General features: G+C 69.2%; 15 protein-coding genes. 3 read left to right on the forward strand and 12 right to left on the reverse strand.

Annotated features, from left to right (window positions below; genetic code table 11):
• Positions 1-111: 111 nt before the first annotated feature.
• Positions 112-822 (reverse strand): PAQR family membrane homeostasis protein TrhA, encoded by a 711-nt coding sequence (gene trhA, locus JL101_RS23155; RefSeq protein WP_203097904.1) that lies wholly within the window; start codon positions 820-822, stop codon positions 112-114.
• A 245-nt stretch (positions 823-1,067) separates the two neighbouring features.
• On the opposite strand from trhA, the gene JL101_RS23160 reads away from it, so the two are divergent.
• Positions 1,068-2,069, forward strand: a complete 1,002-nt coding sequence (locus JL101_RS23160; protein WP_407697345.1) for a BMP family lipoprotein — start codon at positions 1,068-1,070, stop codon at positions 2,067-2,069.
• Between the two features lie 33 nt (positions 2,070-2,102).
• Positions 2,103-3,701, forward strand: coding sequence for an ABC transporter ATP-binding protein (locus JL101_RS23165; protein ID WP_203097905.1), 1,599 nt, complete (start codon positions 2,103-2,105; stop codon positions 3,699-3,701).
• A gap of 20 nt (positions 3,702-3,721) precedes the next feature.
• Here the strand turns inward: JL101_RS23165 and JL101_RS23170 are convergent, their stop codons facing one another.
• The 8 genes from JL101_RS23170 to JL101_RS23205 form a co-directional block, all read right to left on the reverse strand.
• Positions 3,722-5,197 carry a lectin-like protein gene (locus JL101_RS23170; RefSeq protein ID WP_203097906.1) on the reverse strand — a complete coding sequence of 492 codons (1,476 nt, stop codon included), beginning with the start codon at positions 5,195-5,197 and terminating at the stop codon, positions 3,722-3,724.
• A 187-nt stretch (positions 5,198-5,384) separates the two neighbouring features.
• Positions 5,385-6,953 (reverse strand): methyl-accepting chemotaxis protein, encoded by a 1,569-nt coding sequence (locus JL101_RS23175; RefSeq protein WP_203097907.1) that lies wholly within the window; start codon positions 6,951-6,953, stop codon positions 5,385-5,387.
• A gap of 39 nt (positions 6,954-6,992) precedes the next feature.
• Positions 6,993-8,162 carry a D-alanine--D-alanine ligase gene (locus tag JL101_RS23180; RefSeq protein WP_203097908.1) on the reverse strand — a complete coding sequence of 390 codons (1,170 nt, stop codon included), beginning with the start codon at positions 8,160-8,162 and terminating at the stop codon, positions 6,993-6,995.
• Positions 8,159-8,788, reverse strand: a complete 630-nt coding sequence (locus tag JL101_RS23185; protein WP_203097909.1) for a DedA family protein — start codon at positions 8,786-8,788, stop codon at positions 8,159-8,161. The genes JL101_RS23180 and JL101_RS23185 overlap by 4 nt, the downstream gene beginning before the upstream one ends.
• Entirely contained in the window at positions 8,782-9,627 is an 846-nt protein-coding gene (locus tag JL101_RS23190; RefSeq protein ID WP_203097910.1) for an alpha/beta fold hydrolase, read from the reverse strand. The genes JL101_RS23185 and JL101_RS23190 overlap by 7 nt, the downstream gene beginning before the upstream one ends.
• A complete protein-coding gene (locus tag JL101_RS23195) occupies positions 9,624-10,877 on the reverse strand; it encodes a tetratricopeptide repeat protein (protein WP_203097911.1) in 1,254 nt (417 codons plus the stop codon). Before JL101_RS23195 ends, JL101_RS23190 begins: the two co-directional genes overlap by 4 nt.
• 4 nt (positions 10,878-10,881) lie before the next feature.
• On the reverse strand, positions 10,882-11,382 hold the full coding sequence (locus tag JL101_RS23200) for a hypothetical protein (protein ID WP_203097912.1): 501 nt from the start codon (positions 11,380-11,382) through the stop codon (positions 10,882-10,884).
• A 13-nt stretch (positions 11,383-11,395) separates the two neighbouring features.
• Positions 11,396-11,866, reverse strand: coding sequence for a YHS domain-containing (seleno)protein (locus JL101_RS23205; protein ID WP_203097913.1), 471 nt, complete (start codon positions 11,864-11,866; stop codon positions 11,396-11,398).
• A 300-nt stretch (positions 11,867-12,166) separates the two neighbouring features.
• Between JL101_RS23205 and JL101_RS23210 the strand changes: the two genes are divergently transcribed.
• Positions 12,167-13,453, forward strand: a complete 1,287-nt coding sequence (locus JL101_RS23210) for an adenylate/guanylate cyclase domain-containing protein (RefSeq protein WP_203097914.1) — start codon at positions 12,167-12,169, stop codon at positions 13,451-13,453.
• Between the two features lie 882 nt (positions 13,454-14,335).
• Here the strand turns inward: JL101_RS23210 and JL101_RS23215 are convergent.
• From JL101_RS23215 to JL101_RS23225, 3 genes are all read right to left on the reverse strand, one after another.
• On the reverse strand, positions 14,336-15,682 hold the full coding sequence (locus JL101_RS23215; protein ID WP_203097915.1) for a type II toxin-antitoxin system HipA family toxin: 1,347 nt from the start codon (positions 15,680-15,682) through the stop codon (positions 14,336-14,338).
• Positions 15,679-15,963 (reverse strand): hypothetical protein, encoded by a 285-nt coding sequence (locus tag JL101_RS23220; RefSeq protein WP_203097916.1) that lies wholly within the window; start codon positions 15,961-15,963, stop codon positions 15,679-15,681. Before JL101_RS23220 ends, JL101_RS23215 begins: the two co-directional genes overlap by 4 nt.
• A 256-nt stretch (positions 15,964-16,219) precedes the next feature.
• On the reverse strand, positions 16,220-16,447 hold the full coding sequence (locus JL101_RS23225; RefSeq protein ID WP_203097917.1) for a hypothetical protein: 228 nt from the start codon (positions 16,445-16,447) through the stop codon (positions 16,220-16,222).
• Positions 16,448-16,676: the final 229 nt, after the last annotated feature.

Here is a 16,676-nt window from a genome sequence, read left to right on the forward strand (position 1 = left end):
GGATCGGTCCGGCGGGACCGGCGGTCTTCTTCCTGGTCATGCCCTCTCCTGCGTGCAGGAGGTACAACCCGGGTCAGGCCCACCTGTTCCCCTACCCTCCCGGTTGGGCTATCAGGCGGAGACCGTCCTCTGCGCCACGTAGTAATAGATCGACAGGAAATGGCAGGTGCTGCCGGCCAGCACGAACAGGTGCCAGACCGCATGGTTGAACGGCATGCTCTCCCACAGGAAGAAGGCCACGCCGCCGGTATAGGCCAGCCCGCCGACGGCCAGCAGAAGCACCCCCTCGGTCGCCATGTTCGCGATGATCGGGCCGACGGCGAACACCCCCAGCCAGCCCATTCCCAGGTACAGCATCAGCGACAGGCGGGCGTAGCGGTTGACGTGCAGGATCTTGAACACGACGCCGAAGGCCGCGATGCTCCACATCACGGCGAACAGGGTCCACCCCCAGGCGCCGCCCATGACCAGCAGGCAGTAGGGCGTGTAGGTGCCGGCGATCAGCAGGAAGATGGCGGCATGGTCGCAGGTCTTGAACACCAGCTTGGCCCGCGCGTGCCGGACCGCGTGATAGAGGGTGGAGGCGAGGTACAGCAGCACCAGGGTGGAGCCGTAGATGGTCAGGCTGACGAGGACCCAGATGTCATCTTCCACCAAGGCGAGCGCCATCAGGGCCGCCAGCGCCGCCACGGAGAGCAAGGCCCCGATGCCGTGGGTCACCGCGTTCGCGATCTCCTCCAGCAGGGTGTATTCGTTGTCGGCGGCAAGCGGGTCGGTGGCATGGGGATCGGCGGCCATGGGTTCGGCGGGATGCGCTGGCATGGAACGGCTGCTCCTCGGTGGTGACTCCGGGCGGAACGCGAACGCGACAGATAGAATAACAAGTCTAGTGCGTAGATGTGACGTTCCAATGAAGGATCGGATAAGGGTTCGGGTCAAAGCGTTCGCGGACCGCGCGCCGGCCTTCCTTCCGTCATTATCCCCCTGTAATCAAAGCGAACCGGGCGCTATGTTTGGAGCAACCCGATGATTCGGGGCCGATAGATCCAGGGAGCGGATGGGAACCGATGAAGAGATTTTTTGCCGCCTTGTCCATCACGGCCTGCGCCGTATCGGCCCTCGCGGGCGGCATGGCGCCGGGATCGGCCCGGGCCCAGGATTTCAAGCCCGCCATCGTCTTCGACATGGGCGGCAAGTTCGACAAGTCCTTCAACGAGGCGGCCTATGCCGGCGCCGAGCGGTTCAAGAAGGAAACCGGCATCGAGTACCGCGAGTTCGAGGTGACGCAGGAGGCCCAGCGCGAGCAGGCGCTGCGCAACATGGCCCGGCGCGGCGCCGACGTGGTGGTCGGCGTCGGGTTCGCCCAGGCGAGCGCCATGGGCAAGGTCGCGCAGGAGTTTCCCGACACCAAGTTCTGCATCATCGACAGCGTGGTCGAGGCGCCCAACGTCCAGTCCATCACCTTCAAGGAGCATGAAGGCTCCTTCCTGGTCGGCATGATGGCGGCCATGGCGTCCAAGACCGGCAAGGTCGGGTTCGTCGGCGGCATGGACATCCCGCTGATCCGCAACTTCGCGACCGGCTACCAGCAGGGCGTCAAGCACGCCGCCCCGCAGGCCGAGGTCTTCCAGAACATGACCGGCACCACGCCGGCCGCTTGGCGCGACCCGACCCGCGGCGGCGAACTGGCCAAGAGCCAGATGGACCGCGGCGCCGACGTGATCTACGCCGCCGCCGGCGGGACCGGGCTGGGCGTGCTCCAGGCGGTGGCCGATAACAGGAAGCTGTCGATCGGCGTGGACAGCAATCAGAACCACCTGCATCCCGGTTCCGTCCTGACCTCGATGATCAAGCGGGTGGATGTCGCCGTCCACGACTGCATGAAGTCGGCCAAGGAAGGCACCTGGGCCGCGGGCTCGCGGGTCCTGGGCCTGAAGGAGGACGGCGTCGGCTATGCCGTGGACGAGAACAACCAGAGCCTCGTCACCGACGACATGAAGCAGAAGGTCGAGGCTGCCAAGGCCAGGATCATCGCCGGCGAGCTTCAGGTCCAGCCATACAAGCAGTAAAGACCAGCGGGCATCAGGACGGGGGTGAGCGGCATGACCGGAAACCGGGCCGGGGACACCATCGTGCGTGGCGGGTTCGGCGGCGGCCCGCCTTCCGACCGGGGGCCGCCAGCCCTTGAACTGGTGGGCGTTAACAAGTGGTTCGGCGCCAACCACGCCAACAGGAACGTGTCCCTGACCGTCCGCCGGGGCAGCATCCACGGCGTGATCGGGGAGAACGGCGCCGGCAAATCGACGATCATGAGCATCGTCTACGGCTATCTGCGCGCCGACGGCGGCACCGTGCTGGTCAACGGCGAGCCGGCCGACATCCGCACCCCCGGGGACGCCATCGCGGCCGGCATCGGCATGGTCCACCAGCATTTCATGCTGGTCGACACCTTCACCGTGGTGGAGAACGTCCTGCTCGGCGCGGAGGGCGGCGCCACCCTGGCTCCCGGCCTGGCCCGCGCCCGCCGGGAGCTCGAGCGGCTGGAGCGGGAATACGCGCTGGAGGTCGACGTGGACGCCGTGGTCGGCGAGCTTCCCGTCGGGCTCCAGCAGCGGGTGGAGATCCTGAAGGCGCTGTACCGCGGCGCCGACCTGCTGATCCTGGACGAGCCGACCGGCGTGCTGACCCCGCAGGAAGCGGACCACCTGTTCCGCATCCTCCGCGCGCTGCGCGACCAGGGCAAGACGATCATCATCATCACCCACAAGCTGCGCGAGATCATGGAGCTGACCGACGCGGTCACCGTGATGCGCCGGGGCGAGGTGGTCGCCAACGTCAGCACGGCGGAGACCAGCCGCGACGAGCTGGCCGAGCTGATGGTCGGCCGCAAGGTGCTGCTGCGGGTCGACAAGAAGCCGGCGGAGCCCGGCCCGGTCGTGCTCGACGTGCGCGGCCTGACGGTGATGGAACGCGGCGGCGTCGCCCGGGTCAAGGGCGTCAGCCTGTCGGTCCGCGCCGGCGAGATCGTCGGCATCGCCGGCGTCTCGGGCAACGGCCAGTCGGAGCTTCTGGAAGCGCTGGCCGGCATCCACCCCATATCCGAGGGCACGATCCGGCTGCACGGCGAGAAGATCAGCGACAAGGCGATGTTCAACGCCCGCGGCCTGCGCCGGGCCGGGGTCGCCCACGTGCCGGAGGACCGGCAGAAGGTCGGGCTGGTGACGTCCTTCTCGGCCGCGGAATGCGCGGTGCTGGGCTACCATGACGATCCGCGCTACAACGGCCGAATCCTGATGGACCGGGGCGCCATGCTCAGCCGGTGCCAGGCCGAGATGAAGAGCTACGACGTGCGCCCGCCCCTGTCGGACCTGCGCGCGGCCAACTTCTCCGGCGGCAACCAGCAGAAGATCGTGCTGGCCCGCGAGATCGAGCGGAACCCCGACGTTCTGCTGGTCGGCCAGCCGACCCGCGGCGTCGATATCGGCGCGATCGAGTTCATCCACCGGCGGCTGGTGGAACTGCGCGACGCCGGCAAGGCGATCCTGCTGGTCTCGGTCGAGCTGGACGAGATCCTGGCGCTGAGCGACCGCATCCTGGTGATGTTCGACGGCCACCTGGTCGGCGAGATCCCCGCCGGCCAGGCGACCGAGCGCCGGCTGGGCCTGATGATGGCCGGGATCACCGAGGAGGCGGCGGAGTAGACCCGTTCATCGGGAAGCGGTCACCACAGCAGTTCCTTGCCGAAGGTCAGCTGGGTGGCCAGGACATGCTCGAGGGTGACCAGGACGGTGCCGTCGCCATCGTCGGCATGCTGGTGGAAGACGACGGCGGTGCCGGACCCCTTCCGGGCGAGTTCGATGGACGGATCGGAGTCGGGGCCGGCGAACGCCTTGCGGAGGACCCGCAGGTCGATCATGTCGGTGCCGGGCGTGAAGTCCATGATCACGTCGCCGGCATCGGAAAGCTGCCGGTAGGCGAAGATGTCGTTGCCGGCACCCCCGACCAGGATATCGGCTCCGCCGTTGCCGTACAGGATATCGTCGCCGGTCCCGCCGTCCAGGTAATTGGCGCTGTCGTTGCCCATCAGGCGGTTGTCGAGATAGTTGCCGAAGCCGTCCGATGCCGTGTAGCCGTTGAGGTAGAGGTTTTCCACGTTGTCCGGCAGTCGGGTCGCGTCCAGCCAGCTTCGGATACTGTCTATGCCCTGGTTCGGCGCCTCCACGACCGCGTCGCCGTGCGAACTCACCAGATAGGTGTCGTCGCCGTCGAGACCGATCATGCGGTCCCAGCCGAGGCCGCCGTCCAGGCGGTCGTTGCCGTCGGTCCCGGACAGGGTTTCGCCGTACCGGTCGCCCTTGACCGTGTTCGTCGCCTCGCCGCTCCAGGGCAGCCAGAACGGCTTCTGTCCATGGGACTGGCCCGGGATCTGGAGTTCGATGGAACCCTTGATGGCTTGGGAGGCCGGCGTAATCACCGTTCCGTTGATCGTGATGCTATCGAGATAGAGGGTGAGGTAGGGATTCGGCCCGCCGTACTCGAAGTTGCTCACGTACTCGACGGTTATCGATTTGGCATCGACCGGGAGATGGGTCCTCAGGACGATGTCCTGCCACTTGCCGTCCATGTGCGAAACCGTCACGGCGTTGGCCGAACCGACCGGATAACCGTCGGCGTACAACTGGAACACTGCAGATTCGCGGTAGCCATCCCCGGCGACGCGCAGGTGGATCACATCCAGGGAGGGATTGAGCGGCGGCGGCGGCGGAATGTCCGGCCTGATCGCGGTCTCGACGACGTAGGCGTTGGAGAGCCACCAGTCGGTCGAGTCGTTCCAGTTGCCGTCCCGGTAGATCATCAGCTTGTCTTCGGTACCGTCGTAATTGTTCGGCTCCCCGGGCGCCCAGTTGGTGAAGCCGATCTCTTCGCCGTCCATCCATCGCCATTTTCCGTCGGGACCGAGGCTGCCGCCGATCCAGAGCCGCTCGCTCACGCCCATGGACAGCAGGTTGTTCTTCACGAACGCGTGCTCGGCCCGGCTGTTCAGGCTGGCCAGTTCCGTCCCCGGCCCGATCCCGGGAGCGGCCCGGGCCGCATCCAGCCACGAGATCGAATAAAGCGGAGACGTGACGAGCCTGTACCAGTGACCGTTGCCGCCTTCTTCGGCGGACCACTGCACCCATCTGTTGCTGCCGACCATATCTTCGTCCTTCTGCCCAGGAGGAGGGGCCCAGCCTGCACCCCAAAGATATGGATAAGTATATTTTCCAGTCATTAATGACACATGAAGTATACGTGACTGCAGATTGCCACGGATAATACTCTTGACTTGTTCGCGAACTTCACCTGAAGGAAGCAGCAATCCATTACTATAGTAATTATATCGGTCACCCCTCCCGGATCTGCCGGACCAGCCGCAACACCGCCGCCCGCAGCTCGGACGTGCCGCCCGCCAGCCGCTCGCCGACCACCCGCACGTCGCCGGCGGCGCGGCTGGTCTCGCCGGCGGCCTCGGCCATGCCGAGCGCGTCTGACGTGACGCCGCGGGTGGACGACGCGGCCTGGGCGACGTTGCGGGCGATCTCGGCGGTGGCGGCGCCCTGCTCCTCGACCGAGGCGGCGATACCGGCGGAGATCTCGTCGATCCGGGTCACCGTCAGGGAGATCCCGCCGATAGCGCCCGCCGCCGCCTCGCTGGCGGCACGGATGCCGGCGACCTGGGCGGCGATGTCCTCGGTGGCGCGGGCGGTCTGGCCGGCCAGGCTCTTGACCTCGCCGGCGACCACCGCGAAACCCTTGCCGGCCTCCCCCGCCCGGGCGGCCTCGATGGTGGCGTTCAGCGCCAGCAGGTTGGTCTGCTCCGCGATCTCCTGGATCAGCCGGACCACCTCGCCGATCCGCGACGCCGCCTCCTGGAGGCCGCGCACCGTCGCGTCCGTCCGCTTCGCTTCCGCGTTGGCGTGCTTGGCGATCTCCGAGCTGGTCACCACCTGCCGGGCGATCTCGTGGATGGCGGCGGTCAGCTCCTCCGCCGCGGCGGCGACGGTCTCGACATTGACGGCGGCGTCCTCCGACGCGGTGCGGACGGCGCCGGCGCGCTCGCCGGTCTCGCGCGAGGCGCCGACCATGACGCCGGACACCTCGGCGAGCCGGGCGGAGTCGGCTTCCAGCCGGGCCAGCACCTCGCGGACGCCGCCCTCCACCTCGTCGGCGAGGCGGCCCAGCCGGGCGCGCCGATCCTGCTCGGCGTCGTGCTCGGCCCGCTGCCGCTCGGCGCGCAGCCGCTCGACCTCGTCCGCCTGGGCGCGCGACGCCGCCAGGGCGCGGGCGACGTCGCCGATATCGTCGCGCCGCTCGGCCGGCAGGTCGTCGGTCCCGGCCTGGAGCGCCCGCCGGATGCGCGACAGCGGGGCCAGCACCAGGCTCGACAGCACCACCAGGGTGGCCAGCGCGCCGACCAGGGCGACGCCCATGTCGGACAGGAACCGGCGCAGCACGTTGCCCTGGACGAAGGCGTCGCCGCCGTCGGTGGTCAGCCGGGCGACGGCGCCCAGCCGCCCGCCCAGGTCGGCGGGCGTGAGCACGATGTCGTACCGGGTCTCCTCCGCGTTCAGCAGGTCCCGCGCGGCCTTGCCGTAGTACAGCGCCGGGGTCTCGCCGGCCCGCGCGAGCTCGGTTCCGTCCGGCCGGACCAGGATCAGCCCGATCACCCTTGTGTTCCGGATCACCCGCTCGGCCGACGCCTTGGCCGAGGCCGCGTCGGCCGCGTCGGGCAGCAGCCGCTCCAGCGCCCGGACGACGCCGGTCCCCTCCTCCGCGATCGTGCCGAGGAAGACGGAACGCTGGCCGAAATAGAAGACCAGCAGCAACAGGAGCTGGACCGCCACCAGGGCGGCCAGGACCCCGGCGGCCACCTTGCGGGCCAGCGGGCTTGAGAAGATGGCGGCGAAACTCATGCGCGGCGGCTCCGGTCAGGCGGTATGGAAGTCAGGAAATCACAGGGTCGGCGGATAGTGCGGCGTCAGCGCCTTCTCGCGCCGCCAGGCCCGCCAGAACTCGCCGAGGCTCTGGCCCCGGTGCCCGCGGTCGCGGTTGGCCCTGCCGATGGCGAACAGCAGGCGGTACTGCTCCATCAGGTCGCGCCGCGCCTGCCGAAGCGATTTGGAGCGGTCCCAGACATGGGTCATCTCCGCCCCGGCGCCGTTGACCTCCAGGATGGCGAAACCCTCACCGGCCTGGAGCCGCGCGATGTCGGCGAACCGCACGTCGAACCGGCCGAACCAGAATTCCGGGATGGCGCGGGCGATGGCGTCGAAGCGTTCGGTCATGGCCGGGGTGACCAGATGCGTCCCGTCGCGGAAGATGCTGCCCCGGCTGTGGCTTCCGGCGAAGGCGAGCCGGACCGGCTCCCCCGCCTCCGGCACCTGATCCAGCCGGGCGGCGTGGCGCGGCAGGTAGAGGTGCGGCACCCGGCCTGCGCGCGGGTCGGCCAGGATCAGCTCCCGCAGGGTCGAGCGTCCGTCGCCATGGACATAGGGGAAGTATTTCAGCGTCAGCGACACGATCCGGCCACCCTCTCCACCCGGTTCACGGACGTAGAAGACGCCCGCCTCCGCCTCGTACGCCACGTGGCGCTGGAGGACCAGCCGCGCCCCGGCCGGGAACCCCTCCAGGTAGGCCGCCAGCTCCCCCGGGTCGCGGACCAGCCGCACCCCGGCGCCCCGGCAGCCCAGGTCCGGCTTGGCGACCACGGGGAAGCGAAGCCCCGCCGAGGTCATGGCCGCCTCCGCCGCCAGCGCCTCGCCGATCGCATCGTCGGGGCGTTCGGGACGGTCCACCGCGACGAAGGGAGCGACATGGTCGGGCGCCGCCGCTCGGGCGAGGTCCAGGATGGCCGACTTCGACTCGCCGACCAGGCCGCCGCCGGGGAAGGACGGGTTCGCCGCGGTCGGCAGCGTGACGCCGCGGTAGCGCACCATCAGCCACAGGGCATAGAGGGCGATCGGCCAGTAGAACCGGCGCATCGACCAGAACTCGAAGGCGCTCAGGGGGTCCCCGTCGGTGTCCAGGGGCGGCATCCCGGCGTGCGGCACCGGCCAGGGCCGATCGCGCGGTTCGGGAGCCGGCACGGGAAGGGCGGACGGCGGTTCGACGAGCATGGTCATGGGGACACCCCGGTATCGACGGGTTTGGCCGCGGACGGTCCGCGCAGCAGGCGCGGCAGCAGCAGGGCGAGGAGGACGAGGGGCAGAAGCGCCAGGACGACGGCGGCCATGGGTCCGATGCCGAAGGTACGTTCCAGCAGCTCACCCAGCGCCTGTCCCAGCGCGGTCGCCAGCCAGAACAGCCCCGCGGTCCAGACCGCGACCGCCGCGACGACCAGGGCGGCGAACCGGGGGAAGGAGACGCCGAGCAGCCCGGCGGCGGTGTATGTCGCGAGCCGCAGGCCCGGCACCACGCGGGCGACCACGACGGCGACGCCCAGCCGCCCGTCAAGCGCGGCCCGCGCCCGATCGACCCGGTCATCCTCCAGCCGCCGGCGCAGCGCCGGCACCCGAAGCGCCAGCCGGCCCGTGCCGTACAGGCCGAGGTCGCCGAGCGCGATGCCGCCGGCCACCGCCAGGAAGGCGGCGGGCCAGCCGATGGTGCCGTCGAGCGCCAGGGCCACGCCGGCCGCGATCGCCACGTCCTCCAGCAGGAAGGTGATCAGGACCAGCGCCGGCAGGATGACCCAGGGATCGGCGGACGCGGCGATCAGGGCCGCGAGGGTGGCTTCGAGGCAGGTCAGCATTCCATGGCCTCCGCCCGGGCGATCGCCGCCCGCACGGTCGGGGCGGCGTTCCACGGCAGGAAATGGTCGGCGCCGCCCAGGACCACGGTCTCGACCCGGCAGGCGCCGGTCAGGTGCGTCTCGGCATAGGCGACGTTGGAGAAGGGCACCAGGTCGTCGTCGGTGCCGTGGACGATCAGTACCGGGCAGCGGACCAGGGCCAGTTCGGGGCGCAGCGCCTCCAGCTCCGGCTTCAGGGCGAACAGCTCGGCGTTGGCGTTGCGGATCGGGCGCGGCAGGACGGCCCGCACGGGCGCCCAGGCGCCGACATGCTGCATGGGATGGATCCGCTCCAGGGCGGGATCGAGGGAGGCGGCCAGCAGGATCACGGCATGCACCCGCTCCGGATGGCGCGCCGCGGCCAGGGCCACGATCGGCCCGCCCAGGGAGTGGCCGAGCAGGATCGCCGGCCTGCCGTCGTCCGGCAGCAGCGCCGCGACGGCGTCGGCCTGGCCGTCGAGGCTGGTGACGGCACCGTCCGGACCGCTGTCCCCGAAGCCCGGCCGGTCCAGCGCCACCACCTCGACCCCCGGCGGCGGATCGGCCAGGAAGTCGGCCCAGCCGTCGGCGGCGCCCGGCGTGCCGTGGACCAGGATCAGCCGGATCCCCGAGGGGTCGCCCGCCGTCAGGTAGCTGACCGTCACCGGCTCCCCTCCATCCGCAAGGCCGTCGAGGGACAGGCTGCGGCGCAGGGGATCCATCGCCGTCGCCGGCGTCGCCGGTCCGGGAACGCCGCACCCGGCCATGCCGAAAGCGACGGCGATCAGGCCTGCGGCGCGGAACAGCGACCGGCATCTCATGCGCAGGCGCCCGTCCGGGCCAGTTGATCGCCGGCGGCGCGCACCCGGGCATCCTGATGCAGGCGGGTGAACCAGGTCTGCTGCGCGGTGCTGCCGCCCAGCAGGTGCAGCCTCGGCAGCAGCGGCCCCAGGGTCGCGGCGGCTTCGGCGAACCGTCCGCCGGCATGGGCGGCCAGGGCGCGGGCGGCGGGCAGCGCCACCTCCCCCCAGACCGGGCGGCAGGGCGCCGGCCCGGACCGGGCGAACGCCTCGATCCCCGCCAGCAGGCTCGCCGCCGCCGCCTCCTCGCCCGCCCGCGCCAGGGCGTAGAGGTAATGCAGGTCCAGGAAACCGTTCTGCCGGTCGCCAACCCGCGGGCGGACATGGTCCGCCACGTCGGACCACCGGCCGCCCACGTCGATGCCGCGCAGCTCCAGGCGCGACAGCAGGGACACGGCATTGACTTGGTCCTGGACATAGGTCTTGCGCACGCCCCAGACCCGGCCGTCGAACAGGGCCAGCGCCGCCGCCCCCTCGTCCATGTCCAGGCGGAACAGGGCGGTGTGCCACCAATTGTGGGTATACATGAAGCTGGAGCAGCGCTCCCAGGTGGCCGACAGCGGCTCCAGGAAGGCCAGCCCCGCGGCGGGATCGCCGCGCGCCTCCAGAACGTGGGCCACGGCGTGCTGGGCCCAGGGATCGTCCGGGTTCATCGCGACCGCCTTGCGGCCCGCGTCCTCCGCGGCGTCGAGCGCCCCGGCCTGCTCCATCGCGAAGGCCAGCAGGCCCCAGGCGTAGCTGATCCGCCAGGCGTGCGGCAGGGCGGCCTCCGCCAGTTCCCGCATCCCCGCCCGGTCGCCCCGGTTGAGCTGGTGGATCTGGGCAAGCTTCAGGTTGAGCAGGTCGTGCGGCCAGTCCCGGGCGATCCGCCGGTGCAGGTGGAGCGCCCGGTCGGCGGCGCCCGAGCCCCAGGCGTCGAGGGCCGCCACCATCAGCCGCTCCCGTTCCGAGGCGCCGCCGACCAAGGCGCGGGCGCGGGCCAGGAACGGCGCAGCCTTCACCGCCCCCTCCGAGGTCTGGAGGAACAGGTACAGCGCCCCGGCATAGGCCTGGAGCAAGGCGCAGCCGGGATCGGCCTCGGCGGCGGCCAGCAACAGGCCGGCGTCGCGGCCGTGGCTCAGGACTTCCCCGGTGAAGCGGTCGATCGCCTCGACCGTGGCGGGAAACTCCGTCGTCACGTCCAGCCCGTAGCGGTCGCGCCGGATCGGCATCCCGTCAGCTCCTTCCCAGGCGGGCGCCGGACCGCCCGAACGGCAGGAGCGCCAGGAGATCGGCGCGGCGCAGTGCCAGGATGGCGGCGGACGCGATCCAGACGCCGCAGGCCAGGGCGAACAGCTCGCCGCCGTCCAGACTGCCGTCGGTGTTCACCACCTGGACGCCCAGCGGCGTGAACAGGTGGAAGAAGATGGCGCCGCTGATGACGCCCAGCGCCAGCAGGGCTCCCGCCCCCTGGAGCAGCACCCGGCCGGTGAACAGCCCGGCGATCAGGAGCGCCGAGGCGACCAGCTCGGCCGAGCCGACCACGTACTGGCTGAACGGCCCGGTCGGGGCGAACAGCCCGGCGAAGCCAAACCCGGCGGCCCAGGCGTCCAGCGTCCCGAAGATGTGCTGCGTCTCGGGGCTGTCGGTGAACTTGAAGAACAGCGACTGCACGAAGACGAAGGCGATGTAGAGGGACAGGGCTCCGACGAGGAACCGGCGTCTGCGATCGGTCATCGACGGTCTCCCCTCACTTGCCCAGGACCGCGGGCCAGTTGCGGTCGGCGCTGGCGATGAAGCCCGGGATGTCCTTCTCCCACCGCTGCTGGACGTCCTGGTCGTAGTTCAGGTACAGCTTGCCGTCGACCACCTTCCACAGCTTCGGGTCGCCCGACGCGGTCTTGTTCTGGGCGATCGCCCAGGCGCAGTACCCGCCGTACTGGGGCGCGTATTTCTCGGGCGCCGCGATGAAGAGGTCGCGATTGGCGGCGCTGGCGAAGCGCCATTCCGCGTCCATCCAGCGGGTCGAGAATTCCTTGCTGCCCTCGACCGGCCGGCCCTGGGTGAAATAGGCGACGGGGTCGTAGCCGCCGACCGCGACGCTGCTGAAGAAACCGGTATAGATCACGGCTTCCTTCGCCAGGGCGGGCGGTGAGAACGAGCCGACCGCCGCCAGGGCGGCCAAAGCGACGATCAGCGGGCGTACTGCGCTTCGAGACATCGTGAAACCCTGCCAAGTGGTGGGGACTTCCGGACCACGTCCGTATCCACACCACAATGTTCTTATTCGGCGGCCTTTATAATTCACATCCGCTCACTGAAATCGTGATGCTGTTCACAACATCGTGATTATTCTATTACCGTCGGCCGGAAAAGGCGGGAACCCTTGGTTTGTTTGAAACAAAACAAACCAGTCGGTCTTCTCCACCGGCCCTGGCCCGGCTGGCGGAAAGCTGTATGATCGGCGGGAATGTCGCCGATGGCGCGCGACTCCGATCAACCGACGGGGAGTGTTCCGTTCGTGACCGCGCATCAGACTCCGGACATCCCGGCCGGCCCGGGTCCCCTGGCGACCGGCATGGCGGCAGCCCCGGCCCGGCGCCGCTGGCTGGCCGCGGCGCCCGGTCCCCTGCGGAACGCGACCATCTTCGCCTGGCTCATCACGGTGCTGGCGGCCTTCATGGCCGTGGAGAACATCGCGTTCCCGTGGCCGGGAGAGGAATATGCCGCCTTCAACCGGCTGGCCGCCTGGATCACCGGCGCCCTGCTGGCGCTCGCCGTCAGCTCGCTGCTGTGCGTGCGGGCGGGATGGATGCTGGCCGGGCGGATGGGGATGGTGCTTTACGGCTGCGGCGTCGTCGGGATCATGACGGTGATGCTGGGGCCGGGGACGGGAATCGACGTGCTCGCCGCCATGTGCCTGTTCGCCGGCCCGGCGCTGCTGTTCGCCCGCACGGAGCGCCTGGCGCTGGCCGCTGCCTGCGCGCTGTGCGTCGGCGTCATCGTCTTCATGCAGGTCTGGATCCACCAGGGCCATCCGCCCTATGCCCCGGCCACCGCCGCCAACCTGGCGGAGGTCCGGACCAGCGTGGTGATCGTCGCCGCCTGCGTCGGCGTGCTGGTGGTCTATCTCTACTGGTCGGCGGAGATCGCCCGGGGTGCGGCGGCGCGCGAGGCCGCCCGGTCCGACGCGCTGCTGCTGAACGTGCTGCCGGCCAGCGTCGCCGAGCGGCTGAAGACCGGGGAGCGGCCGATCGCCGACCGGCTGGAGGCCGTGACGGTCCTGTTCGCCGACATCGCGGGATTCACCGCCTTCGCGTCGGACCGCAACGCGGCCGAGGTGGTGGAGGTGCTGGGCGGCCTGTTCTCCCGCTTCGACGCGCTGTGCGCGGCCCACGGGGTGGAGAAGCTGAAGACCATCGGCGACGGCTACATGGCGGTGGCGGGCGCCCCCGCCGGCCTGCCCGACCATGCCGGCGCCGCGGCCCGGGTGGCGCTGGGCATGATGGAGGCGATGGCGGAGACCCTGCGCGACCATCCCGGCCTGGGGCTGCGCGTCGGCCTGAACACCGGCCCCGTGGTCGCCGGCGTGATCGGCACGCACAAGTTCGCCTACGACGTCTGGGGCGATACGGTCAACCTGGCGAGCCGCCTGGAGTCGCGGGCCTCCCCCGGCACCATCGCCGTCTCGTCCAGCACGCGGGAGGCGCTGGGCGACCGCTTCCAGGTGGAGCCGCTGGGCACGGCGGAGCTGAAGGGCATCGGCGCGGTGCCGGTATGGCGGCTGGTCGGGAGTGCGGAGGGGTGATGGGGAGACGGAAGAGGAAGCGAATCGCCATGAGGAAGTGTTCCAAGCTGTCCTTGGCGCTACGAAATATTGAGCGACCCGCCGTTCAAACCGCGCCGACGCGTCTGGTGCCGCTTCGGGCCTGCCTTGGACGACGTTGGAGTGAAACAACGAAAATTGGCCACAGATAACGGCGATATACTCAGATGATCCACGGCTGTCCGGCACGGCGATTGCCGATCAACCATTGAGAACATTTCTAGCGACTGTTTTTTCCTTCGGTTCGTCCTCCGCGGGCTCGACCCGCGGATCTCAAGGCACGGAGGCTTCGAGGCTTCCCGCGAACGATGGCCGGATCAAGTCCACGGCTGTCCGGCACGGCGATTGCTTTCTCAATCAGAGGGTGCTTTTCTGGTAGAGAATTCTTCCTTTTATCGTCATGACCGGGCTTGACCCGGTCATCGCTTGCAGACTCCATCAGCGCCGCCGTGCGGGGAGATACCCGGATCAAGTCCGGGTATGACGAAAAGGGGGAGATTCTGCCTATCGTTCAGCCCTGTGAGCACTCAGCAACAACCGTGCCGGACAGCCGACGGATGATCCGGTTCATATCTTTGTCCATCGCCGTAATCTGTGGCAAGAACCTGGACTATATTTGCGCCCCTCCCGCTATCCCGGCCGGCACCCGGCGGAAGCCTGACCCCATAAGGAGCATGGCTCCGTCATGATCAAACGCCAGCGCCGGCCATAGCCGTAAGATTGGCTCACCGCCTCGACACCGCGCCGAACCTTTGGCTCAACCTGCAAAATGTCGTCGATATCTGGGAGGCGGAACGGGAGTTCAGCGCCTCCCGGAAGGACATCGGGGCGTCCCCCAGCGCGCCGGAGCCGGGTCTGGGATGATCATGCATCCAGGCCCTCGGTGTCCCCGTTCCCCGTAGGCAGCACGGGATACGCGCCGGGCACCCGCGCGCGCAGCTCCTTTTCGGCCGCCGCCATCTCCCCGTGCTCGAAGGCGTTCTCGTACTGCTCGATCTCCCGCGCCGTCATGCCGATAGCCGGCTCGCTCGCCACGTGGTGCCACCGCCCGACGGCTTGCACCACGTCGAGCAGGACTTCCCGCGCCCGCGCGGGCTTCAGCTTGAAATAGCCCGCCACCGCCATCACGGAGGCGATGGAGGCGTCGGCACCCGATTCCTCGGAAATCCAGGTCTTCAGGACGCGCGCCTTGTCCGGGAACGGGTTGACGTCGAACGCGGGCGACAGCCGCCACTTGCCTCCGCCGATGTGCAGGAAGCCGTGGTTGTTCATGTGGTCGTCCACGTTGTTGATAAGGACGGTGAAGGCCATGCGGCGCCACATCTCCTCCCGGTCCCGGTCCGCGTACCGGCAGTTCCGGACGATGGCGTCGGCGATCTCGGTGTAGGAGTGCTCCTGATCGTCGTCGATCTGGAGCATCGTCCTGGCCGAGGCATACATGAACCGCTTGCCGCCATCGCGGTCGAAGCGTCTGACCAGCGTGACCGGAACATCGTCGGAATGGACGATCCGCGCCTCGGCGGCATCGATGCGGGCCAGCTTCGCCAGCTTCAGGGCAAGCACCTCTCCCAGGGTGACCGCCCTGGTGTCTCCCACGCTCGGGAATTTGGCGATGCTCAGCAAGCCGTCGTCGTCAATGACGGAGCATTTCGGGCGCATGCCGCCCAGCGAAGTCCCCTTGCCCCGGAGATAGGCCAGGTCCCGCGCGGTTTCAGTTCCGGTTTCGACGGCCCTGGTGGCGGTCAGCAGATCGCCCAGCTCGATCAGCGGCGGCGTGCCGCGTTTGCCCGGGTCCGGGACCCGGACGAACTTGCCGCCGACCTCGAACCGCAAGGCGCCCACCCTGCTCACGTCATCGACCGCCAGCAGGAAGTCGAGGCCGTCGAGCGGACGGCCATCCGCCGCCCCCTTGCCGGCCTCCTTGAGGGACTTCGCGTGATCGCGCCGGATCACCTGGATGCCCCAGCCGTCCGGCTCGCTGTCCGCGAAACATCCGTGGAACACCGACGCGCGCTCCGACCCGCCCCGTCCCCGGTACTGGGCACCGCGGACAAGCGGCAGTGCGGGGTCGATCTGGAAGCGCTCCTTGGAGGCCAGCCAGCGCGGATGATACTCGAACGCGCTCGCCTGGCGCCGTGAGTCGGAGGTGAAGTACAGCGTTCCGACCGGATGTTCGGCGTCACCCAGGCAGACATTCACGTCGCGCCTCACAACGCTCCATCCCCCTTCGGCACGCGGACGCGCTTCGGCAAGCGTTCCTTGTCGAGCAGCAGTCCGGTGTCATCGTCCCGCATGTCGGCGATGTCGCCGAAGGGATCGTTGAAACCCAGTGCGAACAGGCACATCGCATAGGCGCCGATGGATGCGGCGGGGTCGCCCTTCTCTATACGCTGATAGGTCTGCTTGGACAGGCTCGTCCGCTCCAGCATCATCACCACCGTCAGCCGGCGCTTCCGGCGGGCGACGGCGATGTCGGCGCCGAGCTTCTTCAAGCCCCTCCTCACTTTGGCCGGCATTGTGTCCAAGACACCGGAGCGCATGATACATCATCCCCATGGTCGGTTGGCGGATGATGGAGCATCCCATGGGCCGTGTCAAAGGGAGGCATCGGTGCTGGGCGTCGCTTCCGGCCTGCCCTGGACGACGCTGGGCCGGGAGGAAGGGGTTTGGCCACAGATAACGGCGATATACTCAGATAAACGGAGCCGTATCTTTGTCCATCGCCGTAATCTGTGGCAAGAACCTGGATTACGTTTGCGCCCCTCCCGCTATCCCGGCCGGCACCCGCCGGTCGATGGTGAAACGGGCCGTGTTGGGGTCGAAGCCTCGGCGGTCCATCTCGTCCACCGCTTCGCCCAGCATGTTGACGAGGTAGACCGCATCGTCGTCGGTCAGCGGCGCGCCGTCGGCGTCGAACACGCGCATATCCCCCAGCCCGGCGTCGAACCGGGCCTCGTACCTTCCTGATTGTGGCATGATGCCTACCCCCGCGCCGCCGGCCTGACGACGGAGGGAGCCCCCCGCCGCGACGAACGGGGTCGCCGCGGCGGGGGTAACAATGACCGGAGCGCGAGCACTCCGTTTGTGCTAATCAACTGGGCAGCCATGGATGTATCGCCTTCGACAAGTGGCATTCATGGTCAGGCCGGGCCTAGGAGTTCCCGCTCTTCGGCTCGGCCGCCACGTCTGGATGGTGTGGCGCGCG

It is taken from the genome of Skermanella rosea, from assembly GCF_016806835.2.
In the GTDB taxonomy this organism is placed as follows: Bacteria; Pseudomonadota; Alphaproteobacteria; order Azospirillales; family Azospirillaceae; genus Skermanella; species Skermanella rosea.